Origin of the sequence: Corynebacterium fournieri, assembly GCF_030408775.1 — a bacterium.
Taxonomy (GTDB): domain Bacteria; phylum Actinomycetota; class Actinomycetes; order Mycobacteriales; family Mycobacteriaceae; genus Corynebacterium; species Corynebacterium fournieri.
The window spans coordinates 1,156,105-1,182,089 of sequence record NZ_CP047210.1 but is presented as its reverse complement, the minus strand read 5'-3'; the positions used below and the strand labels follow the sequence as shown (position 1 = coordinate 1,182,089).

General features: G+C 65.0%; 23 protein-coding genes. 19 read left to right on the top strand and 4 right to left on the bottom strand.

Annotation, left to right across the window (positions count from 1 at the left end):
* Positions 1 to 4 precede the first annotated feature (4 nt).
* Positions 5 to 2,767, top strand: a complete 2,763-nt coding sequence (locus tag CFOUR_RS05735; protein ID WP_085957963.1) for a DEAD/DEAH box helicase — start codon at positions 5 to 7, stop codon at positions 2,765 to 2,767.
* On the opposite strand, the gene CFOUR_RS05730 is transcribed toward CFOUR_RS05735, so the two are convergent.
* Positions 2,764 to 3,342 carry a trypsin-like serine peptidase gene (locus CFOUR_RS05730; protein WP_085957962.1) on the bottom strand — a complete coding sequence of 193 codons (579 nt, stop codon included), beginning with the start codon at positions 3,340 to 3,342 and terminating at the stop codon, positions 2,764 to 2,766. The two genes, CFOUR_RS05735 and CFOUR_RS05730, sit on opposite strands and share 4 nt — an antisense overlap.
* A gap of 35 nt (positions 3,343 to 3,377) precedes the next feature.
* Here CFOUR_RS05730 and CFOUR_RS05725 point away from each other — a divergent pair, with 35 nt between their 5' ends.
* The 5 genes from CFOUR_RS05725 to CFOUR_RS05705 are packed head-to-tail and all read left to right on the top strand — an operon-like array spanning position 3,378 to position 8,363.
* Positions 3,378 to 4,496: a M24 family metallopeptidase gene (locus CFOUR_RS05725; RefSeq protein ID WP_085957961.1), complete on the top strand. Its 1,119-nt coding sequence runs from the start codon at positions 3,378 to 3,380 to the stop codon at positions 4,494 to 4,496.
* Complete coding sequence (locus tag CFOUR_RS05720; protein ID WP_085957960.1) at positions 4,489 to 5,211, top strand: SDR family oxidoreductase; 723 nt, start codon at positions 4,489 to 4,491, stop codon at positions 5,209 to 5,211. Before CFOUR_RS05725 ends, CFOUR_RS05720 begins: the two co-directional genes overlap by 8 nt.
* 26 nt (positions 5,212 to 5,237) lie before the next feature.
* Entirely contained in the window at positions 5,238 to 5,786 is a 549-nt protein-coding gene (locus tag CFOUR_RS05715; protein WP_085957959.1) for an FxsA family protein, read from the top strand.
* Position 5,787: 1 nt separating this feature from the next.
* Complete coding sequence (lnt, locus tag CFOUR_RS05710; protein ID WP_085957958.1) at positions 5,788 to 7,350, top strand: apolipoprotein N-acyltransferase; 1,563 nt, start codon at positions 5,788 to 5,790, stop codon at positions 7,348 to 7,350.
* An 11-nt stretch (positions 7,351 to 7,361) separates the two neighbouring features.
* Positions 7,362 to 8,363 carry a polyprenol monophosphomannose synthase gene (locus CFOUR_RS05705; RefSeq protein WP_085958478.1) on the top strand — a complete coding sequence of 334 codons (1,002 nt, stop codon included), beginning with the start codon at positions 7,362 to 7,364 and terminating at the stop codon, positions 8,361 to 8,363.
* Between the two features lie 78 nt (positions 8,364 to 8,441).
* Here CFOUR_RS05705 and CFOUR_RS05700 read toward each other — a convergent pair whose 3' ends face one another.
* Complete coding sequence (locus CFOUR_RS05700; protein ID WP_085957957.1) at positions 8,442 to 8,819, bottom strand: RNA polymerase-binding protein RbpA; 378 nt, start codon at positions 8,817 to 8,819, stop codon at positions 8,442 to 8,444.
* A 118-nt stretch (positions 8,820 to 8,937) separates the two neighbouring features.
* Between CFOUR_RS05700 and CFOUR_RS05695 the strand changes: the two genes are divergently transcribed.
* Both CFOUR_RS05695 and CFOUR_RS05690 read left to right on the top strand, forming a co-directional pair.
* Positions 8,938 to 9,288 (top strand): hypothetical protein, encoded by a 351-nt coding sequence (locus CFOUR_RS05695; RefSeq protein WP_230471843.1) that lies wholly within the window; start codon positions 8,938 to 8,940, stop codon positions 9,286 to 9,288.
* A gap of 37 nt (positions 9,289 to 9,325) precedes the next feature.
* Positions 9,326 to 10,006, top strand: a complete 681-nt coding sequence (locus CFOUR_RS05690; RefSeq protein WP_085958476.1) for a YceI family protein — start codon at positions 9,326 to 9,328, stop codon at positions 10,004 to 10,006.
* Between the two features lie 149 nt (positions 10,007 to 10,155).
* Here CFOUR_RS05690 and CFOUR_RS05685 read toward each other — a convergent pair whose 3' ends face one another.
* Positions 10,156 to 11,475: an SAM-dependent methyltransferase gene (locus CFOUR_RS05685; RefSeq protein WP_085957956.1), complete on the bottom strand. Its 1,320-nt coding sequence runs from the start codon at positions 11,473 to 11,475 to the stop codon at positions 10,156 to 10,158.
* A 134-nt stretch (positions 11,476 to 11,609) separates the two neighbouring features.
* Between CFOUR_RS05685 and CFOUR_RS05680 the strand changes: the two genes are divergently transcribed.
* The 5 genes from CFOUR_RS05680 (at position 11,610) to CFOUR_RS05660 (ending at position 17,788) form a co-directional block, all read left to right on the top strand.
* Complete coding sequence (locus CFOUR_RS05680; RefSeq protein WP_085957955.1) at positions 11,610 to 12,947, top strand: NAD(P)/FAD-dependent oxidoreductase; 1,338 nt, start codon at positions 11,610 to 11,612, stop codon at positions 12,945 to 12,947.
* 291 nt (positions 12,948 to 13,238) lie between these two features.
* Positions 13,239 to 15,290, top strand: coding sequence for a pyruvate formate lyase family protein (locus CFOUR_RS05675; RefSeq protein ID WP_230471909.1), 2,052 nt, complete (start codon positions 13,239 to 13,241; stop codon positions 15,288 to 15,290).
* A 56-nt stretch (positions 15,291 to 15,346) separates the two neighbouring features.
* Positions 15,347 to 15,598, top strand: a complete 252-nt coding sequence (grcA2, locus tag CFOUR_RS05670) for an autonomous glycyl radical cofactor GrcA2 (RefSeq protein ID WP_038611508.1) — start codon at positions 15,347 to 15,349, stop codon at positions 15,596 to 15,598.
* Positions 15,599 to 15,601: 3 nt separating this feature from the next.
* On the top strand, positions 15,602 to 16,477 hold the full coding sequence (gene pflA, locus CFOUR_RS05665) for a pyruvate formate-lyase-activating protein (protein WP_085957954.1): 876 nt from the start codon (positions 15,602 to 15,604) through the stop codon (positions 16,475 to 16,477).
* 258 nt (positions 16,478 to 16,735) lie between these two features.
* Positions 16,736 to 17,788: a magnesium and cobalt transport protein CorA gene (locus CFOUR_RS05660; protein WP_230471842.1), complete on the top strand. Its 1,053-nt coding sequence runs from the start codon at positions 16,736 to 16,738 to the stop codon at positions 17,786 to 17,788.
* Here the strand turns inward: CFOUR_RS05660 and CFOUR_RS05655 are convergent, their stop codons facing one another.
* Positions 17,789 to 18,238, bottom strand: a complete 450-nt coding sequence (locus tag CFOUR_RS05655) for a PaaI family thioesterase (protein WP_230471841.1) — start codon at positions 18,236 to 18,238, stop codon at positions 17,789 to 17,791.
* Between the two features lie 52 nt (positions 18,239 to 18,290).
* Here CFOUR_RS05655 and gnd point away from each other — a divergent pair, with 52 nt between their 5' ends.
* Genes gnd through CFOUR_RS05625 form a run of 6 tightly spaced genes read left to right on the top strand, consistent with a single transcriptional unit; the run spans position 18,291 to position 25,933 of the window.
* Positions 18,291 to 19,760: an NADP-dependent phosphogluconate dehydrogenase gene (gene gnd / locus CFOUR_RS05650; RefSeq protein ID WP_085957952.1), complete on the top strand. Its 1,470-nt coding sequence runs from the start codon at positions 18,291 to 18,293 to the stop codon at positions 19,758 to 19,760.
* A gap of 43 nt (positions 19,761 to 19,803) precedes the next feature.
* The gene (locus CFOUR_RS05645) at positions 19,804 to 21,120 is read left to right on the top strand and encodes a DEAD/DEAH box helicase (protein ID WP_085957951.1); all 1,317 of its coding nucleotides are present in this window, start codon (positions 19,804 to 19,806) and stop codon (positions 21,118 to 21,120) included.
* A gap of 17 nt (positions 21,121 to 21,137) precedes the next feature.
* Complete coding sequence (locus CFOUR_RS05640) at positions 21,138 to 22,508, top strand: hemolysin family protein (RefSeq protein WP_085957950.1); 1,371 nt, start codon at positions 21,138 to 21,140, stop codon at positions 22,506 to 22,508.
* Entirely contained in the window at positions 22,505 to 23,557 is a 1,053-nt protein-coding gene (locus tag CFOUR_RS05635; RefSeq protein ID WP_085957949.1) for a hemolysin family protein, read from the top strand. The genes CFOUR_RS05640 and CFOUR_RS05635 overlap by 4 nt, the downstream gene beginning before the upstream one ends.
* Positions 23,557 to 24,414 (top strand): 3-methyladenine DNA glycosylase, encoded by an 858-nt coding sequence (locus tag CFOUR_RS05630; RefSeq protein WP_290180232.1) that lies wholly within the window; start codon positions 23,557 to 23,559, stop codon positions 24,412 to 24,414. The genes CFOUR_RS05635 and CFOUR_RS05630 overlap by 1 nt, the downstream gene beginning before the upstream one ends.
* Before the next feature lie 49 nt (positions 24,415 to 24,463).
* Positions 24,464 to 25,933, top strand: a complete 1,470-nt coding sequence (locus CFOUR_RS05625; protein WP_085957947.1) for a vWA domain-containing protein — start codon at positions 24,464 to 24,466, stop codon at positions 25,931 to 25,933.
* Positions 25,934 to 25,985 lie beyond the last annotated feature (52 nt).

Genomic DNA, 25,985 nt, shown 5'->3' with positions numbered 1-25,985 from the left:
GGGCATGCTTTCCCCCGAACCTGGTACCTCGTTTCTGCGGGAATTCGCCGCCGCGAAGCCGTTTGCTCTCGACGATTTTCAGCTCCAGGCCTGCCAGGCGGTGGAGCAGGATCGCGGAGTGCTCGTGTGCGCCCCGACAGGCTCCGGCAAGACCATCGTCGGCGAGTTCGCCGTCGCACTCGCCCTGCACCGCGGCACGAAGTGCTTTTACACCACGCCGATTAAGGCGCTGAGCAACCAGAAGTACCACGACCTCGTTGCAGAGCACGGCGCCGAGGCAGTGGGGCTGCTCACCGGCGACACCAGCATCAACGGCTCCGCCGAGATCGTGGTGATGACCACCGAGGTCCTGCGCAACATGCTCTACGCGGAGTCGCCGCAGCTGGCGCGGCTCTCACACGTGGTGATGGATGAGATCCACTATTTGGCCGATCGCGACCGGGGTGCGGTGTGGGAGGAGATCATTCTCAACCTCGACGATTCGGTGAGCCTGATCGGGCTGTCAGCCACCGTTTCCAACTCGGAGGAGTTCGGCGAGTGGCTCGACGCTGTGCGCGGGGATACCGAGGTGATCGTCTCCGAGCACCGCCCGGTGCCGCTGAGCCAGTACATGATGGTGGGCCGCAAGATGTTCCCCCTGTTCGAGCCGGGCGCGGACGGCAGAGTAAACCGAGGCTTGGAACACGCCATCGAGCGCATTGAGGCGGGATCGTCGGACGAGGGCCGCCGCGACTTCGAAGAGGGCCGCGGGTTCCGCGCGCGTTCACGCAGCGGTCGTGTGCGCGGCCAGGACAAGATCCGCCCAGTCGGCCGCCCGGAGGTCGTCTCCGCGCTGCAGCGCGAAGACATGCTGCCGGCCATCGTGTTCATCTTCTCCCGCGCTGGATGCGACGGCGCGCTGTTTCAGTGCCTGCGCTCGCGCAAGGAGCTGACGTCCCCGCAGGAGCGCGCCGAGATCGAGCAGATCATCGACGAAGGCATCGATGGCATCCCCGAAGAAGACTTGGAGGTGTTGAACTTCCGCCAGGTGCGCACCGCCTGGATGCGCGGCTTCGCCGCCCACCACGCCGGCTTGCTGCCCGCCTTCAAGCACATTGTGGAACAGCTGTTTGTCCGCGGGCTGGTCAAGGTCGTCTTCGCCACCGAAACCCTCGCGTTGGGCATCAACATGCCCGCGCGCACTGTGGTGTTGGAGAAGATGGTCAAGTTCAACGGCGAGGCCCACGTAGATCTCACGCCGGGCCAGTACACGCAGCTCACTGGCCGTGCGGGACGCCGCGGCATCGACCACATCGGCAACGCAGTGGTGCAGTGGGCACCGGCGTTGGATCCGCACCAGGTGGCGGGATTGGCGTCCACACGCACCTATCCGCTCATCTCCCAGTTCCAGCCCGGCTACAACATGGCCATCAACATGCTCGCCATGAACGGCTACGAAGACTCCATCCGCCTGATCGAGCAATCCTTCGCGCAGTTCCAAACGGACCGGTCTGTGGTGGGGGAGGTGCGCGACATCGAGCGGCTGCAGCAGAAGGTGCGCACGCTGCGCGACAAGCTCGACCGCGACATCTCCGCGTTCGCGCCGCCGAGCGACGACGCGGCGGCCGAACTGGTGGAATACTCCCAGCTGCGCCGCGACCTCACGGACGCCGAGAAGCAGGCGCGTCGCGACCACCTGGACAGCCGCCACACCGAGACGAAGAAGATCCTCGGTTCCCTTCAGGTCGGCCAGGTCATCGCTCTGCCCGGCAAGCGCAAACCCGAACTTGCGGCAGTGGTGCAGCCTGCGGGCAAACCGCACGACCCGCGGCCCTGGGTGACCACAGAACGCGGCTGGTCCGGCCGCATCGATGCGGCGGCGTTCACGAACCCGCCCGTCGTGGTGGGCCGCGTGAAGGTGCCGCGCCATATGCAGGACAAGCCGCGACGGCACGCGCGCAAGGTGGCGGATCTGCTCCACCGGGGCCATTTCAACGCACCCAAACGCCTGCGCGAGCACTCCCGCGTGCGGCCCAACAAGCAGATCACTGCGCTGCGCGAGGCTATCCGCAACCACCCGGTGCACGACTGGCCGGCTGCTGACCGCGAACTGCTCGCCCGCACTGCCGAGGACATCGTGCGCGAGGAGCGCGCCCTGGCCAAGCTAGAGCAACGCGTAGACACCTCCACCGATTCGCTGGGCCGCACGTTCGAGCGCATCATCGGATTGCTCACAGAGATGGACTACGTCGAGCTTCACGACGGCGAACCGCAGGTCACCGACGAAGGCGAACGCCTCTCGCGCATCCACAACGTCTCCGACCTGCTTGTGGCGCAGTGCCTCAAGCGCGGCATCTGGGACGGGCTGGACCCGGCGGAACTCGCAGGCGTCGCCTCCATGCTCGTCTTTGAAAACCGACGTGCAACTGGCGGCAACCCCGAAGCAGCGACCGACGCCATGGCCGACGCCATGAACGAGACCATGCGCATCTACGGCGAACTGGTCTCCGACGAGCAGCGCCACAACCTGCCGGCGACCCGCCTGCCGGACCCCGGTTTCTGCTTGTCCGTCCACCAATGGACCGCGGGCGCCCCGCTCGGGTACGCGCTCGCCGCCGCAGCCGAATCTGGCGCAGAGCTGACACCGGGCGACTTCGTGCGTTGGTGCCGTCAGGTGATTGACCTGCTGGAGCAGATCAAGAAAACAGGGTACTCGGACACGATCCGCGACAACGCCAACCGAGCCGTGGACGCCATCCGCCGCGGCGTGGTGGCAATTGGAAACTAGGCGCGTCCGTCCAAACCGCGCAGCGCGGCGGCCAGGCCCACGGGCCACAGCGCCACCGTGGCGATGCGCAAGTTTCGGCCCCACGGGTCCAGGATCAACGACTGCACGCCGACGACCTTGCCGTCGACCAACACCGGCCCGCCCGAATCGCCTTTGACCGCGGGCGGGTTAGCGTATAAAAGCCCCGCCGGGCGCACGCGTGTCGCACCCGTGCGCGACCACGACAGCGGCAGTGTGCCCAGGAACAATCCGGGACGAGTTTGCACGCTATCGGCCCTCCCGCCGAAGCCAAGCGTCATCGTCCGGGAAAGTGGGCGCGGCAGAGGCCCGAGGGGAAGGGGAGAAGCCTCGACCGGCTTTGGCAGGCGCACGAGCGCGACGTCCGTGCCGCGGACTGTGCTGAGGCTGCTAAGCGGGTACGCGGAGCCGTCAACACGCACGCTCACGCTCGAGGCTTCGCGCCGCGCGAAGAAGTGGGCGCAGGTCAGCACCACGTCTGGGCCGATGAGCACGCCCGAGCAGTAGCCGCCGCCGGGGGTGGAAAGGCGGGCTACGCAGCGTTCGAGGGCAGGCATCACGTTCTAGATGGTAGCGATCTACCATCTAGGCCATGACTGCATTCAACTCTGATGTGTACATCGAACGCCGCGCAAAGGCAGGCGAGCTGGTAAAACAGCGCGGCTTGGGGGGGCTAGTCATCGGCACCGGCGCGGAATTTGCTTACCTCACCGGCTCCTGGGCGTCCTCGCACGAGCGCCTCACGGCGCTGGTCATCGCACCTGATGCAGCGGCGGTTATCGCGCCGGTGACGGACATTCAATCGCTCGGGTTGGAGGATGCATCGGACGTCAACGTGGTGGGCTGGCGCGACGGGGATAACCCGTACAAGCTCGCTGCCGAGCGCCTCTCCCAGGGCACGGTGGGACTGGGCAGCTCTCTGACCGCGGACCACGTTTTTGCTCTGCAGGCGCTGCTGCCGGAGACCGAACTCGCCGCCGACGCTGTCGCTGACCTGTTCATGGTCAAAGACGCCGAGGAAGTCGCGCAGCTGAGCGCTGCTGGCGAAGCAATCGACCGTGTGCACGAGCGCGCAGCCGAGCTGCTAAAGCCGGGCCGCACCGAACGCGAGATCGCCGAGGAGCTGCACGCGATGATTCTGCAGGAACACGAGCGCGTGGAGTTCGTCATCGTCGGTTCCGGCCCGAACGGTTCGAACCCGCACCACGATTTCTCCGCCCGCGTGCTGCAGGAGGGCGACCCGGTCGTGGTGGACCTGGGCGGAGCGCTGCCATCGGGCTACCAATCCGATTGCACCCGCACCCACGTCGTGGGCGATCCTGCTCGTGCGCCGCAGGACTTCCTCGATGCCTACGCGGTGCTCGAGCGAGCCTTCCAGGCAGCGTGCGACGCCGCACGCCCCGGCATCACCGCAGGTGAGCTCGATGCCGCAGCGCGCGATGTCATCACAGAAGCCGGGTATGGCGAATACTTCACTCACCGCTTGGGCCACGGCATCGGCCTGTCCGGCCACGAGCAGCCCTTCATCATCGCCGGCAGCGACGTCGTCTTGCGCGAAGGCATGGCCTTTTCCATCGAGCCTGGCATCTACAAGCCCGGCGAATGGGGCATGCGGATCGAGGACATTGTGCGCATGACCGCCGACGGTATTGAACCGCTCAACCGCACCCGCCGCGACCTTGGGCACGACCTCGGGCACGATAATGCCTAGCGGCACCGTGCTGCTGCTGGGCGCACGCAGCGACATCGGCGGCGAGATCGCCCAACGCGTCTGCCGGGGCAGGGATGTCGTTCTGGCGGCGCGCGGCGGCGGGGAACTGGAAGACGTCGAAAAGCAGCTGCGCAGCGCCGGGGCAGCAAGCGTTGTCGCGGTGGACTTCGACGCGACCGACCTCGAATCGCACCGCCGCGTCGTACGCGAGGCCGGTGAGGTGACCACCGCCATCGTCGCATTCGGCATCCTCGGCGACCAGGAGCTGGCAGAGCGCGACGAAACAGAAGCCGCCCGCATTGCCACCGTGGACTACCTCGCGCAGGTGAACATGCTCACGGTGCTCGCAAGTGAGATGGCAGCCGGCGAAATCTACGCTTTTTCCTCCATCGCGGGATGGCGCGCCAGGAGAGCCAACTACGTCTACGGCTCCACCAAGGCCGGTCTGGACGCATACTGCCAGGGCCTGATGGACCGACTGCACGGCACAGACGTCAACCTCATCCTCGCCCGCCCAGGCTTCGTCATCGGATCCATGACGGAGGGGATGAAACCCGCGGTGATGTCGGTGACCCCGGATGTGGTCGCTGAAGCCGTCGTCGAGGCGGCAGGACGCGGCCGCAGCGCCACGGTGTGGATCCCGCGCCGTTTGGCGGTCCTGGCCGCGATCATGCGCCTTGTGCCGCGCCCGGTGTGGAGGCACATGCCGAGGTAGGCGTGCGGCCAGGTAACCTCGTGGCCATGCCGATTCCTCTTCTCGCATACTTCCTCGTTGAAGCGCTCGCTTTCTTCCTGGTGGCCAAGGCCATCGGCGTGGGCTGGGCGCTGCTTGCCATCTTCGTGCTCATGATCGCGGGCGGTGCCGCGGCCAGCTTGTCGCTGCGCGGAGCGTTGCTCGACGCCGCGGACGGGCGCTCCAGCGTGGGTAAACTCGCAGGTGATAGTGCACTTTTGATCGGCGGGTGGACCTTGAGCGTCATCCCCGGCTTTGTCACCTCCTTAATCGGCCTGCCGCTGGTGTTTGGCCCAACGCGCAACCTGATCCGCAAAGCCATGACCCGGCGGGCGCGCGCTGCCGTGGAAAACCTGGGCGTTCGCGTGTACGAGGCGACGCCGATGGGGCAGTTCCAAACCAGCTACGGCTCGTTTACCCAGCCAGGTGGGCCGCAACAGTCTGAGGCGCAGCAGTCGGAGGCGCAGCAGCGCCCGGTCATCGACGCCGAGGAGCTGGAGAAGTGGTACCGCATGGACGGCCCTGAAGACCAAAACGGCACTGGCGGGGCACGCTAAAGTGCCAGCCTTTCTCCGCTTCGGCCTAGCGGCCATTTCCGGCTGGCTGGTGTACTTGTCCTACGAGCCGGTCGGGCTCTGGTGGTCGGCGCTGCTCGGCATCGCTGTACTGTGGCTGACCCTTGTGCCCTGGCCGCGACGCGCCACCTCGGCGCTCGGGATGGCCGGGGAGGCCCAAGAGCGCCCGAGTGTCCGCTTCGGCGCGCTGATCGGTTTTGCGCACGGGCTGTTTTGCTACCTGTTTCTTCTGCCGTGGGTCGGCGAGTTTGTCGGTGCGATGCCGTACATCGCGCTCGCGGTCACCATGGCGCTCTACGCGCTGGCCACCGGCGCGTTCGGGGTGATCCTCGGGCGCTGGCGCTTCGGCGCGTTCGCCTTCCCGCTGGTGTATCTGGCCGTGGAGTTTGTCCGTTCGTCGTGGCCCTTCGGCGGTTTCGCGTGGGTGCGCCTGGCGTGGGGCCAGATCAACGGCCCGCTCGCCGCGCTGGCTGCCTGGGGTGGTCCGGCGCTGGTGACTGTCTCGGCGGTGTGCGTGGCTGTGGGGCTTGTGGCGCTTGTCGACGCAGCTACGCGCCGCGCCGCCGCAGTAGCAGTCGCCCTGCCGCTGGTCGCCGGACTCATCGCGGGCGCGGGCGTCGATGGCGATGACGCGACGGTAGGCCAGGCGCGGGTGGGTGCCGTGCAGGGCAACGTGCCGCGGATGGGCCTGGACTTCAACGAGCAGCGCCGCGCGGTGTTGAGCAACCACGTCAACGAGACGCTGAAGCTGGCGCAGGAGGCAGAGGATTCCGGCGAGAAGCTAGACATGGTGATCTGGCCGGAAAATGCCTCCGACGTCAACCCGTTTACCGACGCAGAAGCTGAGGCGCTGGTGGGGGTTGCGGTACGAGGCGTGGATACGCCGCTGCTGGTGGGTACGCTCACGCGAGACGAAGTCGGTGCCCGCAACACCATGGTGGTCTTCGACCCGGAGACCGGGGCGGGGGAGCGGCACAACAAGCGTTTCCTGCAGCCGTTCGGCGAATACATGCCCATGCGCGATTTCTTCCGCAAGTTCTCGGACCTGGTGGATTTGGCGGGCGATTTCAAGCCGGGCGACGACAACGGCGTCGTGCACATGGGCGGCATTCCGGTCGGCGTGGCCACATGCTACGAGGTGGCGGAAGACGAGGCGTACCGAATGGCGGTACGCGGCGGCGCGCAACTGTTGACCACTCCGACGAACAACGCCACGTTCGGGTTTACCGACATGACGTACCAGCAGATGGCGATGAGCCGGATGCGGGCGTTGGAAACCGACAGGGCAGTGGTTGTCGTGGCGACCTCGGGCGCCTCCGCCATCGTGCGCCCGGACGGGTCCGTCTCCCAGCAGACACGCATCTTCGAACCCGCCCACTTGGCGGAGACGTTGCCGTTGCGCTCCGGCGAAACCCCTGCGGTGCGCTACGGGCGGGTGCTGGAGTGGATCCTTGTCGCGGCTGGAGCACTGCTCATGGTCGCCGCAGCCGTCTCCGCGCGCCGCGGACGGCGGGGGTATGCTCCCTACGAGAACACAACAGCGTAACTACGAGGAGAATTAGCGCCGTGGCCAACGAGACCCTGGTGATTATCCCGACCTACAACGAGGTGGAGAACCTGCCGCTGATCGTCGACCGCGTTTTGGCGGCCAACGATGCAGTGGACATCCTCGTCGTTGACGACAATTCGCCGGACGGCACCGGTGCGAAAGCTGACGAGCTGGCGGCCAAGCACGATGAGGTCAACGTGTTGCACCGCACCGGCAAGGACGGCCTGCTCGCCGCGTACCGCGCCGGTTTCAACTGGGCACTCGAGCGCGATTACCAGGTGATTGTGCAAATGGACGCGGACGGTTCCCACGCTCCGGAGGAGTTGCACCGCCTGCTCGACGCCGTGGCAAATGGGGCGGACCTGGCCATCGGGTCGCGCTACATCGACGGCGGTGAGGTGGTCAACTGGCCGAAGAACCGCTTCCTGCTGTCTAAGCTGGGCAACCAGTACATTTCCGTGGCACTGGGCACCGACGTGGCGGATATGACCGCGGGCTACCGCGCGTTCAAGCGCGAGGTGCTGGAGGAGCTGGACCTGGATTCCCTGTCCACCAAGGGCTACATCTTCCAGGTGGAAATCGCCCACAAGGTGGATCAGCTCGGCTTCGACGTGCGCGAAGTACCCATCACCTTCGAGGACCGTAAGTTGGGCGAGTCCAAGCTTGACGCCAGCTTTGCGACGGCTTCGCTCGCCGAGGTGACCAAGTGGGGAGTGGCGGACAAGACCACCTTTGTCAAGGATTTGGCGACGGAGACCGGCCGTCAGATTGTCTACGCCGTGGAGCACTCGAAGCTCGCCGGGCTGGGCAAGAAGGTCGAGGATGCGCCGGAGCAGATCATCAACGCCATCTCCGAGTTCGGCGCTGTGGCCAAGCACGAGATCCAGGGCGCTGACTTGGGCAAGGCTCGCTCCAAGGCGACCCGCCGCGTCAACGACGCGATCGCGCTCGGTGAGGTGACCCTTAAGCAGGCGCTGCACGCGGTCGGACTGGACGGCAAGCGCAAGTAGCCTCCCGCGTACTAAGGCAACAGCAATGCCCGCCCTGCACACGCAGGGCGGGCATTCATGTTTGTGGAGGACGAGCGGCTAGCTCTGGTTGGCCTGCTGCTGTTCCTTAGCAATGCGGGCGGCGACGCGGCGGCGCTTGCGCAGCTGCTCCAGACGCTCCTCGAGCAACACGTCGAGCTCTTCGATGCTGCGGCGTTCGCGCAGCATGTCCCAGTGCGTCCGCGGGGGCTTCGCGGGCTTGGACTCCACGCCCTCGCCCTCCATCAAGGTGCCAACCTGGCCGTTCTTGCACATCCACTCTTCGGGGATCTCTGCGTCGTCCGCGAACGGCACCTCGAAGACCTCACCGTCGGGGGTGCGGTACTTTGCCATCTGGCGCGGCGCAAGGTCGTGGTCGCGGTCCGTTTCGTAGCTGACTGCGCCCATGCGGCTTCCGCGAAGAACTCGATCAGCCATGGCACTCACCATCCTTTTCAACCCGATTGTTTTCAGTCGCTCCAGTATAACGGTGCGTTTGCGTAATTTGTTCCCGGCTACTTTTTTCAATAAGACACTTGTAATAGAGTAGGGGGCTGTGACGGATAAATTGCGCTCTCTGACTAAGAAGAATCAGCCGGTATGCGCCTGGTGCGGCAAGGAAATTCCCGTCAACCGCGGGCGGGGCCGGAAGCGTAAGTACTGCAGCCCTTCCTGCAAGCAACGTGCGTACGAGCAACGCACCATGCTTGCGGGGACCGCCGTGGAGGAAGACGCGGTGATCCTCAACCGCAACAAGGTCGCCGAGATCCGCGATCGGCTGTACGCGCTGCGGTGCGCGGCGGAGGATATCCGCACAGCCAGCGCCGAAGGGGCCAGCGCCGACGATTTGGCTCCGCTGTGTGACGAATTAGTAGGATTGGCTCAGCAACTGGAAAAGCTGAGGTGATTTCCGAGTGGAAACGAGTGTGGCTAACACCGCAAAAATGCGTAAAACCCTCATCGTCGCTGTGTCCGCTTTCATCGTCTTGGCGGTCGTGGTGGCGATGATTCCGCTGTTCAGAGCCCTGATGCAAGGCGGCGGAGTGAAAACAGAGGGGATTGACGCCAGCCGTGTGTCAGCGGCATCCACAGACGTAGACGGCGACTGGCAGGTCACCAACAAGCCGGGCAGCAACTTCTCGTCCGCCGGCTTTACGTTCGACGAGGTGTTGCCGGGCGAGCGCCGCAGCACGTCGGCTTCCACGAAGGACGTGTCAGGCTTTGCGACGGTCACCGAAGGCACGTTGACCGCCGGCGAGATTGTCGTGGACATGCAGCACCTTTCCTCGGACACCGACAAGCGCGACGAGTCCGTGCGCCGCCGCATTTTCCACACGGACGAGTACCCGGAGGCGACGTTTACGGTGACGCAGCCCGCGGACATTGCTGACATGCCTGACGACGGCACCGTCGGGTCCGTTGAGCTAACCGGAGATCTGACCATCCACGGCACGACCAATCAGATCACTCAGCGCTTCGATGTCGCGCGCTCTGGCGACCGGATCATCGTGGCGGGCGACATCCCGATCAACCGCCTGGATTACGGTGTGGAGACCCCGGAGCTGGTCGCGGCGAAAATCAACGAGGAAGGCGAAGTTAACGTCCGGGTGAACCTGACCAAGTAGTCGGGCCTTATTACGTAACGTTACGTTAAAAGCGGGCTACAGCTGGGCGTCGGGCACGAGAAGCGTGCGGCGCCTTTTCTTTATCCAGGTGCACGAATGTCCGATAATGTACATTATGTCAAGTAGCGTTCTGGAGGGTACGGTAGCCCTTATCGGCGCCCCCTCCTATTGCGCCGCGCCAACGTAATCTGCGCGAGGTCGATCATGCCCAGTCTCGCCATCGCCTCGCGCAGCGCGAACTGCCACGTCCAAAGGCGGCGGAACACCACGTCGTATCCGTCTGCGGCCGCATCGCGCAATTTGCCGTCGAACGTTATGCGCTGCAGGCGCAGCGACGCAGCCAAGTGCTCCGGCGCTGCAGTCTGCGCGACCACGCGCAGATCCGTCTCCCGGTCGACCGTCTTCGCAATCTCCTCAGCGCTGGCAAAGTGCAGCCCCGGCCAGATATAGGCGCGAAGCGATTCCACGGCCAGGTCGGCCGCTCGGGTGTATTTGTCGGTACGCATGATCGCCTGCAGCCCCGCACGGCCGCCGGACGCAAGCAAGCCGTCCACGGCCCGCAGGTACTGCCGTTGTTGCCGCGGCGGCATCGTTTCCAGCGCCTCCATACTCGCCACAGCGTCGTAGACACCATGCCGCTGCTGCGCCAGCGCCTGAGGCCCCTCCGCGACCCTGTCCACGGTGACCGAACCGTCCGTTCCCGACAAGATGAGCCGCTCGCGCATTGCCGCGTACATGCGCGCATCCCTCGCGACCGCGTCGACGGTTGCGCCCCGGGACGCTGCAGTGAACGCGAGCGCACCTCCGCTGGAGGGATACTCAAGCATGTAGGTGCCGGAAGATGCCCCAATTCCGTCTAAAAGCATGTCCATGCTGCGCCGTTGCGCGTCTGCCAGGTCGTCCCGGTCAGACTCCAAAGGTGCGCCGAATTCCGTCACGTCTACGAAATGGTGGGCAGGCTCGGATCCGCGTCCCGCCCCTTTGGTGTGGGATTTGAGCTGAGCACGCTCGGTTGTGGCCACTCCGGTGGCGAAGTGGCCCTGAAAAGCGCTCATGCCGTCGCCGGAAAAGTGCGCCACCAATTCCGGCGGCAGATCCCCTGCCGTGGCCGGACGAGGCGCGTCGACCCGCTGGGTACGCGGGTGGTAACCGGTGCGCAACAGGGCCGTGAGGACGTCGACAAGCTGCTGCGAGCCGGGAGTCGTCCACTCGCCTGCCATGTAGCTCTCCGCGAATCCGACCCAACCACCAGCCGCAATGCGTTGAAACACTTCGGCCCGCTCCACGGTGACGCCCGCATTATCGCCTTCGAGCTCTATCCCCGCCGCAGCGCAGGCCCGGGCGAAGGACGCCTCCGCGCGACGGGTGCGAAACCTCCCCGGCTGCGGCACCGCCGCCACCCCTGGCCAAGCGGCAGCGTCGATGGATTTCAGGTGCGCATACGTGGCTGCAGGCGTGCTCTCGGACATTCCTCGAATGCTAGTGGCCCAACAGCCTTCAGGCGGAGTGCCACGGCGGAGGCAGCCCTCGCCGTTGTGCGGCACACGCGTACTATGTACCCCGTTCCAATAAATAACGTCATTGACCCGAGGAGAGATCACCTATGGCCTCACACGTGTACCGCCCCGAAGGCAGTCGCCACCACGTTGTCATTGTGGGCGCAGGTTTCGGCGGCGTGAACGCGGCGAAGGAGCTCGCGGACGCTGATGTCGACATCACGCTGATCAACAACACCAACCACCACCTGTTCCCGCCGCTGCTCTACCAGGTGGCAACCGGCCTGATGTCCTCCGGCGAGATCACCGGTGACATCCGCCAGATGTTCGCAGACCAGCAGAACGTCCGCGTGGTGCGCGGCACGGTTGAAACTGTCGACGCGAAGGCGAAGATCGTCACCTCCGTCGAGGGCGGCAAGGAGACCACTTTCTCCTACGACTCCCTCATCGTCGCTGCAGGCGCTGGCCAGTCCTACTTCGGCAACGACCACTTTGCGCAGTTCGCCCCGGGCCTGAAGACGTTGGATCACGCTTTCGAGATCCGCGCTCGCCTCATCGCAGCCTTCGAGCGCGCTGAGCTGGCGCAGACGCCGGAAGAGCGCGAGCGTGAGCTGACCTTCGTCATCGTCGGCGCAGGTCCGACCGGTGTGGAGCTGGCTGGCCAGGTCGCCGAGATGGCGCACCGCGCATTCACATCCGGCCGCTACTCCTTCTCCACCGAACAGTCCAAGATCTACCTGCTGGATGGCGCACCGCAGGTCCTGCCGCCGTTTGGCAAGCGCCTGGGCAAGAAGGCGCAGCGTGAGCTGGAGAAGGCGGGCGTGACCGTCATCCTCAACGCGATGGTGACCAACGTGGACGCGGACTCCGTGACCTACAAGGACATGAAGACCGAGCAGGAAACCACCATCGACACCCCGACCAAGATCTGGTCCGCCGGCGTTGCCGCTTCCCCGCTGGGCAAGCAGATCGCCGAACAGCTCGGCGTCGAGGCGGACCGCGCCGGCAAGGTTGCGGTCAACGCCGACCTGTCCGTGGGCGATGAGCGGAACCTGTTCATCATCGGCGACATGATGAACCGCGACCGCCTCCCGGGTGTGGCGCAGGTGGCTATCCAGTCCGGTGCTTACGTGGGCAAGACCATTAAGGAACAGGTTGAGCACGACGTCGCTCCGGAAAGCCGCGACCCGTTCGAGTACTTCGACAAGGGCTCCATGGCGATCATCAACCGCTTCAACGCTGTGGTGAAGATGGGCAAGGTAGAGATCACCGGCTTCATCGGCTGGCTGATGTGGCTCGGCGTGCACCTGTCCTTCCTCACCGGCACCCGCAACCGCCTCGTTGCGGCCAACGAGTGGACCATCAACGCCTTCTCGCGCACCCGTCACAACCTTGCTGTCACCGAGGGTCAGATCGTTGACCCGCAGGTCAAGGACGATAAGTAAACTCAACTCCCCTCCTGCCCGGCCCCGAATCCACTGGTGATTCGGGGCCGGGAATCTTTTTGGGTGAGAGTGGCGACAATCACACCAAACGTATTACCTATTCTCTGTCGCAGCGTCATACAATGGGTGTCGAGCGGCAAGCGCTTTGAAAGTACATGGGATTGAGATTTGGGCAAGCGCAGCCGCAGGTAAGCTTCAAGTTTGACCAAGAAGGACCGTGCAACTGTGACTGTTTCAGCAGAGCCGCAAGTTCAAGACCGCGCGTGGGAAGGCTTCACGCCGGGACCGTGGATGGAACGCATCGATGTTCGCGATTTCGTCCAACGCAACTACACCCCGTACGACGGGGATGCCTCGTTCCTCGAAGGCGCAACGGAGAAGACCCTGCGCCTGTGGGATCACCTTGACAAGAACTACCTGGCCGTCGAGCGTGAGCGTCGCGTCTTCGATGTCGACACCGAAACGCCGGCCGACATTGACGCCTTCAAGCCTGGTTACATCTCGGAAGACGACGATGTCGTCGTGGGCTTGCAGACCGACACCCCCACCAAGCGCGCCATGATGCCGAACGGCGGCTGGCGCATGGTCGAGCAGGCCATCAAGGAGGCCGGCAAAGAGGTCAACCCGGATGTGAAGAAGATCTTCACGCAGTACCGCAAGACCCACAATGACGCCGTGTTCGACATTTACACGCCGCGCATCCGCGCCGCTCGCTCCTCTCACATCGTGACGGGCCTGCCGGACGCATACGGCCGCGGCCGCATCATCGGCGACTACCGCCGGGTGGCGCTCTACGGCGTGGACTTCCTCATCGAGGAAAAGAAGCAGGCCAAGGACGCTTCCCTGGAGAAGGGCTTCTCTGAGCACTGGGCACGCTACCGCGAGGAGCACTCCGAGCAGATCAAGGCACTGAACAAGCTGAAGAAGATGGCGGCCGACTACGGCTTCGACATCTCCGGCCCGGCCACCAACGCCAAGGAAGCCGTGCAGTGGACCTACTTCGGCTACCTCGCCTCCGTGAAGAGCCAGGACGGCGCCGCGATGTCCATCGGCCGCCTCTCCCCCTTCCTGGACGTCTACTTCGAGCGCGACCTCGCCAACGGCACGCTGACCGAGGTTGAAGCTCAGGAAATCATCGACGCGCTGGTGATGAAGCTGCGCATCGTCCGCTTCCTGCGCACCGAGGACTACGACCAGATCTTCTCCGGTGACCCCTACTGGGCTACCTGGACCGACGCCGGCTTCTCTGAGGACGGTCGCCACCAGGTGACCAAGACGGCGTTCCGCCTGCTGCAGACCCTGCGTAACCTGGGTCCGGCTCCAGAGCCGAACATCACCATCTTCTGGGACCCGGCGCTTCCGGCTGGCTACAAGGAATTCTGCGCAGCCATCTCCATCGAGACGTCCTCCCTGCAGTACGAGTCTGACAGGCAGATCCGCGACAAGTGGGGCGACGACGCCGCGATCGCCTGCTGCGTCTCCCCGATGCAGGTGGGCAAGCAGATGCAGTTCTTCGGCGCCCGCGTCAACGCCGCGAAGGCTCTGCTGTACGCCATGAACGGCGGCCGCGACGAAGTCACCGGCAAGCAGGTCACCGACGGCGACCACACGCCGATCGAAGGCGACGGCCCGCTGGACTTCGACGAGGTGTGGCAGAAGTACGAAGAGATGCTGGACTGGGTGGTTGGCACCTACGTCGAGGCTTTGAACATCATCCACTACTGCCACGACCGCTACGCCTACGAGTCCATCGAGATGGCGCTGCACGATTCCGACATCGTCCGCACCATGGGTTGCGGCATCGCTGGCCTGTCCATCGTGGCCGACTCCCTGTCCGCGATTAAGTACGCCAAGGTCACCCCGGTGCGCGACGAGACCGGCTTGATCGTCGACTACGTCACGGAAGGCGAGTTCCCGTTCTACGGCAACGACGACGACCGCGCGGACGACATCGCCGCCACGGTGGTGCACACGGTCATGCAGAAGATCAAGGCCATCCCGCTGTACCGCGACGCTATCCCGACCCAGTCGGTGCTGACGATTACGTCGAACGTTGTCTACGGCAAGGCCACCGGCTCCTTCCCGTCCGGCCACAAGGCTGGTACCCCGTTCGCACCGGGCGCCAACCCGGAGAACGGCGCAGACAGCCACGGCATGGTCGCTTCGATGCTGTCCGTGGGCAAGCTCGACTACAACGATGCGCTGGACGGCATCTCGCTGACCAACACCATCACCCCGTCGGGCCTGGGCCGCAACAAGGATGAGCAGGTGACCAACCTGGTCGGTGTCCTCGATGCCGGCTTCATCATGGACAACGCCGACGTGGCCATCCACCCGGCATAACCCCTGTAAAGCCACAGACCTCCCTACCCCATCTACCCATTCTGAAGGAGAACATCATGTCTACCCCTACTTTCGACGAGCGCCTCGCTTCCATGAAGGCTTCCCGCTCCGCACACAACATGGAGTCCGGCCTGTACCACGCCAACATCAACGTGCTGGATGAGTCCACCCTCGAGGACGCCATGGAGCACCCGGAGAACTACCCGAACCTCACCGTTCGCGTCTCCGGCTACGCTGTGAACTTTGTCAAGCTGACCAAGGAGCAGCAGCGCGACGTTATCTCCCGTACCTTCCACCAGGGCGCATAGTTCATGGCCCAAGACGGAACGAGCGGCGTCGTCACGCTATCGCCCGAACAGGGTGAGCGCGTGCGCGGCGTCGCCGCCGGTTTAGGCGGGCTTTCCACCGACGACCTGGAGATCACCCGTCCCGAGCTGTTTGAGGCACGCCGTTCCGGCGAAATCGGCCTCATCCACTCCTGGGAACTAGTGACCGCCGTGGACGGCCCGGGCACCCGGATGACCATCTTCCTGTCCGGTTGCCCGCTGCGGTGTAAGTACTGCCACAACCCGGACACGATGGAAATGAAGGAAGGCACGCTGGAGCGTATCGACGACGTCGTGCGCCGCGTGCTGCGCTACAAGCCGGTGTTCAACTCCTCCGGCGGAGGGCTCACGCTCTCCGGCGGCGAGCCGTTGTTCCAGATCGCGTTTACGCGCCGCCTGCTCAAGGCGGTGCACGACGCGGGGGTGCACACCACTATCGATACCTCGGGCTTCCTCGGCGCGCGTTTGACGGACGAGGACCTGGAGAACATCGATCTGGTGCTGCTGGACGTGAAGTCCGGCGACCCCGAGACCTACGAGAAGGTCACCTCCCGCCAGCTGCAACCCACGATCGACTTCGGCGACCGGTTGCACGAGATGGGCAAAAAGGTGTGGATCCGCTTCGTTGTTGTGCCAGGTCTGACTGACAGCGAAGAAAATGTCCAGAACGTTGCCGACATCGTCGCGCGCTGGAAAGGCACCGTCGAACGCGTTGAGGTGCTGCCGTTCCACAACATGGGCGCCGACAAGTGGGAAAAGATCGGCATGCACTACGAGCTGGAGGATGTCACTCCCCCGTCACCGGAAAAGGTCGAGCATGTTCGTTCGGTCTTCCGCTCCCGCGGACTGACCGTCTTCTAGTACCTAGGGCTCACGCCCTAGGTACTAGGGCAGTCCTCGCGCGAGCAAGCGGTGGTGACCCGGTGTTTTACCGGAGCATCACCGCTTTTGTCCGCTTCGTCCCACCCCCGTTAGACAAGCGCCTAGTAGCGCGTAATATCACCTAAGTTGTCGTGCGCGCGTGTTGCGCGCACTGTCCCGCAGCACAGGGCCCGCACCACTTGGCGCAGGCGCTCGCACAAGTGAAAGGGGGCTGCAGCAATGCCACCACGTATTCCCATGCCAGGTCAACGACCGAAGAAGGTACAGCCCCCTACTGCCGGCATCCCCGTCCCGCTCGAGCGTCAGATCGACTTTTGCCGGGTGTTCGTGGACGGCAAGCGCCAGCCCGGCAACGTGCGCATGGCCCACGCGCTCGAGGTGGTCGATCGCTACGAAAACGCATTTGTGTGGCTGAGCCTGAAAGAGCCCTCCACGGAGCAGATGGAAAAGATCGCGGAGATCTTCGACGTGGAGGATCTGGTGGTCGACGACGTCGTTGACGCGCATCAGCGGCCGAAGATCGAGCGCCACGACGAGCAGCTGTTCATGGTCGTGCGCTCGGTGTCCTACCGCGATGACGAAGAAGTCTCGGATGCCCGCGAGATCATTTCCACCGGCGAGGTGCAGATGATTGTGGGCGAGAAGTTCGCCATCACTATTCGCCACGGCGCGCGTCTTCCGGACCTCACGGCGAAGCTGGAGGAAGAAGAAGAGCTCGCTGTCCTCGGCCCGACCGCTGTCGCCTGGGCGGTGTCGGACTATCTGGTGGATAACTATCTGAAGGTCACGGATCTGTTGGAGGGCGATGTGGACGAGCTCGAAAACGAGGTGTTCACGCCGCACCGCACGATCAACATCGACAAGATCTACACCTACAAGCGTGAGATTTTGGAGATGCGCCACGCCATCGACCCGCTGGCTCCTGCGCTGCGCAACGGCCTGACCAACAACAAGGATGTCATGCGTAAGGTGCTGCGCACCTACTTCCGCGACGTGCAGGACAACTCCACTATCGTGAGCGACCGTCTCTCAGGCTTCGACGAGCGCCTGACGTCGCTGCTGGATGCCTCGGTGGCGAAGATCACCATGCAGCAAAACTCCGACATGCGCACCATCTCCGCGGTCGTGGGCATGGCTGCGGTGCCGACGCTGGTGGCCGGCATCTACGGCATGAACTTTGAAAACATGCCCGAGCTGGGGTGGCGCTACGGCTACCCCGCCGCGCTGTTGGTCATGCTCGCCGCGATTTCTGCGATGTGGTGGTGGTTCCGCAAGAACCACTGGCTCTAGCTACTGCTCGAGCACCATTAATTTGAGGTTGGTCACAGCCGCTAGCTTGTCGCCGTGACTCATCTCCACGCGCCACAAGTGCGTGCGCTTGCCGACGTGCACCGGTTCGGCCACTGCCCGAATCGTTTCTCCTTCACGCACACTGCCAAGCAGGTCGGTGTAGTTGCTCATCCCCACGGCAGGTTTGCCGCTGGCCGCTACAGCGGCGATGGAGGCGACCGTCTCCCCGATCACGCAGTAGAGACCGCCGTTGACAATGCCGGTGGGTTGCAGGTGGCGCTTATCCACCACGAGTTCGCCTTCCAGGCGGTCCTTGGAGCAGAAGGTCAGCTTCAGCCCCAACCGTTGGGCGAAGTCGAAGTCGGTCGAGTTGATGTACACAAGTTCTTCCTGGGTCAGGGGATCCTCGATGACCTCGTGGTAAAGACGCATTTGCTGTGCGGATTCCATGTTGCCGATGATACGGAAACAGCGTGCGGCTGCCCCGCGTAGAATTCGCCCTATGACTGCAGAACGCAACGGTGACCAGCTCGCTCAAATCGGTGTTGTCGGCATGGCGGTGATGGGCTCCAACCTCGCCCGCAACTTCGCCTCCAAGGGCCACACGGTGGCTATCTACAACCGCTCCCCGGAAAAGACCCGTGCGGTGATGGAGGAGTTCGGCTCTGAAGGCAACTTCCTGCCGGCGGAGACGATCGAGGAGTTCGTCGCCTCCCTGGAGCGCCCGCGCAAGGCCGTGATCATGGTGCAGGCCGGCGCGGCCACGGATGCGGTGATCTCCCAGCTGGTGGAGGCCATGGACGACGGCGACATCATTATCGACGGCGGCAACGCGCTGTTTACGGACACGATCCGCCGCGAACGCGAGGTCGCCGCAGCGGGGCGCCACTTCGTGGGTGCCGGTATCTCCGGCGGCGAAGAAGGCGCGCTGCGCGGCCCCTCGATCATGCCGGGCGGACCGGTGGAGTCCTGGGAAACACTCGGCCCGCTGCTGGAGGACATCTCCGCGAAGGTGGACGGCACTCCGTGCGTCACCCACATCGGCCCGGACGGCGCCGGCCACTTTGTCAAGATGGTGCATAACGGCATCGAGTACGCCGACATGCAGGTCATCGGCGAGGCCTACCACCTGCTGCGCTACGCGGCCGGGCTCGAGCCGGCGGAAATCGCCGACATCTTCACCGAGTGGAACAAGGGCGATCTGGACTCCTACCTCATCGAGATCACGGCAGAGGTGCTGCGCCAGGTGGATGCGCGCACCGGCAAACCGTTCATCGACATCATCGTCGACGCGGCCGGCCAGAAGGGCACCGGCAGGTGGACGGTGAAGGAAGCGCTCGACCTGGGCGTGCCCACCACGGCCATCGGCGAGGCTGTCTTCGCGCGTGCGCTGTCTTCTGCCCTGGCACAGCGCGAGGCTGCGCAGGAGACCACGCTGCCGTCGGGTGAGACTCAAACGCTGGAGACCGTAGGCGTCGACAAGCAATCGTTCATCGAAGACGTGCGCCGGGCACTCTACGCCTCCAAGCTGGTGGCCTATGCCCAGGGTTTCGACGAGATCAACGCCGGTTCCCAGGAGCACAACTGGAACATCAAGCCGGGCGATCTGGCCCGCATCTGGCGCGGCGGCTGCATCATCCGCGCAAAGTTCCTCGACCGCATTACGGAGGCCTACGAAAAGGACCCGGAGCTGCCGTCGCTGCTGCTCGACCCGTACTTCAAGGGCGAGCTGGAAAAGGGGCTGGTGGATTCCTGGCGCCGCGTCGTCATCGCCGCGACGCAGCTCGGTCTGCCGGTGCCGGTGTTCGCCTCCTCGCTGTCCTACTACGACTCGCTGCGCGCCACGCGCCTGCCGGCGGCCCTGATTCAGGGCCAGCGCGACTTCTTCGGCGCCCACACCTACAAGCGCGTGGACATGGAAGGCACCTACCACACCACCTGGTCCGGCGAGCGCGAGGAGCTGAGCTACTAGCTTGGCTAGTCTCCCGGAGTGAGCACCACGTAGACTGTGCCGGATGACTACTTTCGCCGAGCTCGGTTTACCCCGCGGCATCGTGAACGTCCTGCACAGGCAGGGCATCACGGAGCCTTTCCCCATCCAGGAGGCGGCGATCCCCGACGCGCTGGCCGGCCGCGACGTGCTCGGCCGCGGGCCGACAGGATCCGGCAAGACCTTCACGTTCGGCCTACCCATGCTGGCGCGGCTCGCAGGCGCGCCGAGCACGCCCGGCCACCCTCGCGCCCTGGTGCTGGCGCCGACGCGTGAGCTGGCCGCGCAGATCCGCGAGCGGCTCGAGGAACCCGCGGGTGCGCTCGGCTTGCGGGTGCTCGACGTGGTCGGCGGTGTGAACATCAACCACCACATCCGCTCGCTGGCCTCTCCGGTGGACCTGCTGGTGGCTACCCCGGGCCGTGCAGAGGACCTGATCAACCAGAAGAAGCTGTCGCTTAATGCCGTCGAGATCACCGCGCTCGACGAGGCGGACCAGATGGCGGACATGGGCTTTTTGCCGCAGGTGCGTAAACTGCTCGACCGCACGCCGAAGGACGGGCAGCGGCTGTTGTTCTCCGCGACGCTCGACGGCGACGTGGAAAAGCTCATCTCGCGCTACATGCACGACCCGGTCACCCACTCCACTGCACCTGTTCAGGCCGCGGTCGACACGATGGAGCATTACCGCCTCATGGTCGGCGGACGTGAGCAGCGCAACGAGATCGCCCTCCAGATCGCCGCCCGCGACGGCAAGACCATCATGTTCATGCGCACCAAACACGGTGTGGACCGGCAGGTGAAGAAGCTCCGCCGCGCGGGCATTTACGCTCAGGGCTTGCACGGCGACAAAGGCCAGGGTGCACGCACCCGCGCCTTGGAGGGCTTCGCGGACGGCTCGACCCCGGTGCTGGTGGCAACGGACATCGCCGCCCGCGGCATCGACGTCGACGATGTCTCCCTCGTCGTACACGTGGATCCGCCCGCCGAGCACAAGGCCTACCTGCACCGGGCTGGCCGCACCGCGCGTGCCGGCACCTCCGGCACCGTGGTCACGCTGGTGATGGACGACCAGGCGAAGGAAGTTGCCCAATTGCTGCGGAAGGCTGGTGTGGACGCCTCCGAGGTCAGGGTCGCTCCAATGTCGGAGTCCTTGGTTACAATCACCGGTGCACGTATCCCGGACGGCGCACCTCTTCCTCCCCCGGGCCAGTCCCCGCGTGGGAGCAAGCCGGCCGGCAATTCCCGCCGTAAGGCGGGAGGCAACCGGAACCGCAATGCATCCGCGAACCGCAACCGCACCCGTCGCACGGGTCGAAGTCGAAGGAGTAACGGCCGCTAAGGCACAGACCACCACCTATGGACCTCTTGCTTTCCATTCTCGCTCTCGTTGCGTTTGTGGTGCTCACAGCATCAACCGGGCTGTTCGTCGCGATCGAGTTCGCCATGACCGGTCTTGAGCGCTCCACCATCGACACCCATGTCAAGGAACGCGGCGACAGCACCGCACGCGCGGTAGCGCGCGACCACGGCAACCTCTCCTTCGTGCTTTCCGGCGCGCAGCTGGGTATTACGGTGACGACCCTCGCCGCCGGATTCCTCGCCGAGCCGGTGCTGGGCAAGTTCTTCACTCCCGCTTTAGAGGCTGTGGGGCTGCCCGCCAGCGCCTCAACTACGGTCGCGCTTATTTTGGCGCTGACGGTGGCAACGCTGCTGTCGATGGTGTTCGGCGAGCTGGTGCCGAAGAATATGGCGATCACGGACCCGCTCAACACCGCCCGTGCGGTGGTGCCGCCGGTGCACTACTTCAACACCGTGGCAAAGCCGTTTATCCACTTCCTCAACACGTCGGCGAACTGGGTGGTGCGCAAGATGGGCATCGAGCCTGCCGACGAGCTCGCGTCGGCCCGCTCCTCGCAAGAGCTCGGCGCTATGGTGCGCAGCTCCGCTGAGGCCGGGGGCCTGGACGCCGCTACCGCTGCGGTGATCGACCGCTCGTTGCGCTTCGGCGAAACCACGGCCGAGGAGGTGATGACGCCGCGCTCCACCATCGATTCCTTGGACGCCGACGACACGGTGGCGGACCTGATCACGCTGGCGCGCCAGACGGGCCACTCCCGGTTCCCCGTGCGCCGCGGCGATTTGGACGACACCCTCGGCGTGGTGCACATCAAGGATGCCTTCTCGGTCCCGCACGAGCTGCGGTCGAGCACGAAGTTGGGCTCTCTCGCACGCCGGGTGCCCTTTGTGCCCGGCACCCTTGACGGCGATTCGGTGCTCAACCGGGTGCGCTCTGCAGGCTCGCAGGTCGTCCTCGTCGCCGACGAGTACGGCGGCACCCAGGGTTTGGTCACTATCGAGGACCTGGTCGAGGAAATCCTCGGCGAGGTCTACGACGAGTACGACGACGTGGAAAGTGAGAAGGATTTCACCCGCTTTGGCACGTCTTGGCAGGTGGCGGGGCTTGTACGCCTGGACGAGCTGGAAGAAAAGACTGGTTTTACCGCGGCGGACGGCCCGTACGAGACGCTCGGCGGCCTGATCATGGCCACGCTGGGCCGCATCCCCGAGGTCGGCGATGAAGTGGTGCTCAGCGGTGCTTCCGGCAGCTTCCAAGAGGAGTTCCAATCCGGCGGCGCCGGCAATTGGCTGGCGCAGGTGACCGATATGGACGGCCGCCGCATCGACCGCGCCATGCTGCGCCCGATTCCCCCGGAGGAGGCCGAATGAACATCTGGCTCGCCGCAACCCTGATCATCGCGCTGTTGGCGGCAAACGCGTTCTTCGTGGCAATCGAGTTCGCGCTTGTGTCCTCCCGCAAAGACCGCCTGGAAAACCTTCTGGCCCAGGGCAAAACCAAGGCCGAAGGCGTCCTCTACGCCACCGAGCACTTGTCCATCTACCTGGCAGGCGCCCAGTTTGGCATCACGGTCGCCTCCCTCATCTTGGGCAAGGTGGCAGAGCCAGCAATCGCTTCCTACATCGAGGCCCCGTTTGAAGCACTCGGGATGCCGGGCGACCTGCTGCATCCGGTGTCGTTCGTGATCGCCCTGCTCATCATTTCCTTCCTGCACATCCTGTTCGGCGAGATGGTGCCGAAGAACCTGGCCATCGCCGGCCCGGAGCAGATGGCCATGTGGCTCACACCTGCGATGACGGTGTGGATGAAGCTGACCCGCCCGGTGATCGAATTGCTCAACTGGATCGCGCGCAAGACGCTCCTGTTGTTCGGCATCGAGCAGCGCGATGAGCTTGAATCCACGGTGGACCAGGAGCAGCTGGCCAGCATGATTCAAGAGTCCCGCGAAGAGGGCCTGCTGGACGCGGAGGAAACGGTGCGTCTGGCCAAGGCGCTGCGGCAGGACTCCCGCCAGCTCAACGAGGCGATGATCCCGCTTTCGCAGGTGACCACTATCCCCTACGACCCGCGCGGCATCCGCCTGTCCGTGATTGAGCAGGCGGTGCAGGACACCGGCTACTCCCGCTTCCCTGTGCGCATCGACGCCAGCTCGCTGGCCGGCTACGTCCACGTCAAGGATATTTTGGACCTGATGGAGTACCCGCAGGGCGATCCGCGTGTTTCGCTCAAGCGCATCCGCCCGCTGACCACGATCGAGGCAACGCAGTCCATGGACGACGCGCTTGCCCTGCTGCACCGCCGCTCCGCCCACATGGCGGAGGTCCACGACGGCGGCAAGCTGGTCGGCGTGGTGGCGCTGGAGGACCTGATCGAGGAGTACGTGGGCACTGTGTCCGACTGGACCCACGAGGACGAATAATGCAGGTGCTCAGCGCCAACGAGTACCTGCCGCGCATCGCCGCGCACGAGGCCCGCGCCGAGCGCTGGGCGGGACCGCGCGTCGCCCGCAGAGCCCGGGGCGAATACCACCCGGTGTGGGACTTCCTGTTCGACTACTACCCGCAGCGTCCCTCGCACCTAAAGCGGTGGCACCCTGGCGTGGGAGTTGGTCTGGAAGGCGCCGAGTCGTTGCCGCATGCGGGCTGGCGCGATTACGTGTGCGACGACGGCGTTGTGCGTGTCGACGTCCACAGGTTTCTCGCTCACCGTCGTGCCGATGTGGAGGAGGCGGAGGCGATCCTGCGGTCCGTCGATAAGCGTGAAGCCCACTTCGACTGCTTCGGCATGCACGAGTGGGCGATGGTCTACCGCACCGACAAACCGCGCCATAGCCTGCCGCTGCGCCTCGGCGTTGAAGGCACAAACGCTGTCGTAGAGGCGCACAACATCAAGTGCTCCCACTTCGACGCCTTCCGCTTTTTCACGCCTGCGGCCCGCCCCCTGAACCTGACCGTGCTCACGCGCGACACGCAGCCGGACAACGACCAAGCCGGATGCGTGCACGTGAGCATGGACTTGTACAAGTGGGCGATGAAGCTCGGCCCCCTGGTCCCCGGCGAGCTGCTGATGGATTGCTTCGAGCTCGCCGCGGATGCCCGGCGGCTGGACATGGAGGCCTCCCCCTACGACTGCCGCGAGCTCGGCTTCGGCGTGGTGGAGGTGGAAACCCCGGAGGGCAAAGCGCAGTACGTCGCCCGCCAGCGCGAGCTTTCCCGCCGGGCGCAACCGCTGCGGCAGCGGCTTGTCGCGGTCATCGACGCTGCCTACGACAGCTAGACTCGAGAAGAAGTTTTCACTCGTTCGATCTACAGAGGCGGCGATTGCGGTGGCGAAGCACGCAAGTGGCAAGAACAACTACACATTGTCCGGGGAGTTGATCGCCTTACTCATAGCCGTTGCGCTGGTCCTCGCCGGAATCATCTGGTGGGCGACACACCGCGGCGGCAGCGACGGCACGGACGGCACCGAGGCGAAGCCGCAGGACTGCGTCGCCGGCGAGCTCACCCTCCCCGTCGCAGCCTCTGACAAGGGCGCGGGGCAATCGCTTATCGACGCCTACGGTGCCTCCTCCCCCGTCGTCCGCGACTTCTGCGTCAAGCCCCAACTCGTGGACAACATCGCAGACGCAGCCGTCTACGTTGCCCCGAACACGACCGTGACCCACCAGGCGCTGGACAATGCCGGCCGAACGCAGGCAGTGTCCGACCCGCAGCCCGCCTACAGCGAACCCGTCGGCGTGGCAGGCAAGGACAAGGCCGCGCTGGACAGCCTGACGCTGGACAAGCTGCGCTTCCCGGTCGCCGACGAGCCCGCCGCCTCCGCACTGGTAGCCTCCCAGGTGGCCGGCAACGACAACGACGCCGTGCAGGCGCTGACGGACCAGCGCATCGGAAAGATCGACGAGTTCAACGCGGAAGACGGCCACTACCTCGCCACTGCGCAGGACAGCGTGCCCGAGGACCTGGAGTTTTCCCCTGTCGGTGCGGATGCGGTCTACACCGCCTTCCCGCTGAACCAGAACGAGAAGGTCGATGAGGACAAGGCCCGCGCCGGGCAGGACTTCGCGCGTTTCGCCGCCGAGCAGTTCGACGGCTCCGCAAAGGACCAGCCGGCCATCTCCGACCTGGTGTGGGCGGCGGCGCTTCCGGCCGGCGGCGAGTCCATCACCGCGGACGCGAAGAACGCCAACGACGCCCAAGACGGCGCCGACGCCGCCAAGCCGGCCGGCGATCCGGGTGATAAGGCCGCCCAGCAAGCCGGTGCCCTGCAGCCGGAGAACACCCTGTTCCTCTTGGACACCTCCGACGGAATGGCCCCTTACATCCAACCCGCCAAGGAGGCCATCGCGGACGCCGCTATCGACCTCGGCGGACGCGGCAAACAGGTGGGCCTGTGGAACTACTCCTCGCCGCTGAACCCGGGCGTCGTCGTCGGCTACCGCCAGAACCTCAACGTCTCCCCCGACGCTGAGTCCGTCGCGGTGGCTGTGCGCCGGTTCCTCACGGGCGGTGTCCCGCAGACCCGCCAGGCTGTGGAGGCCGCCGCGCTCGCCTACGGCGACGTGGACGCGCCGACCCGCGTGGTTGTGGTGACCACGGGCACCGCCGATGCTGGCGACGACAAGGCATTCGAGGACGCGGTGCGCAACGCCGCGGGCGACAAGGTCGACGTCACCGTCGTGCGGGTCGGCGAAGGCGAGCCCGATGCGGCGCTCGAGGCGCTGTCGGCCAAGACCGTCGACGCGAAGCAGGCTGACACCATCGCCGGTGCGGTCAAGCAGGCCGCCGGGCTCTAATACAGCCGGGCGTTCACGGCCTACACACATGCGAAAACCCGGGCTGGAGGGA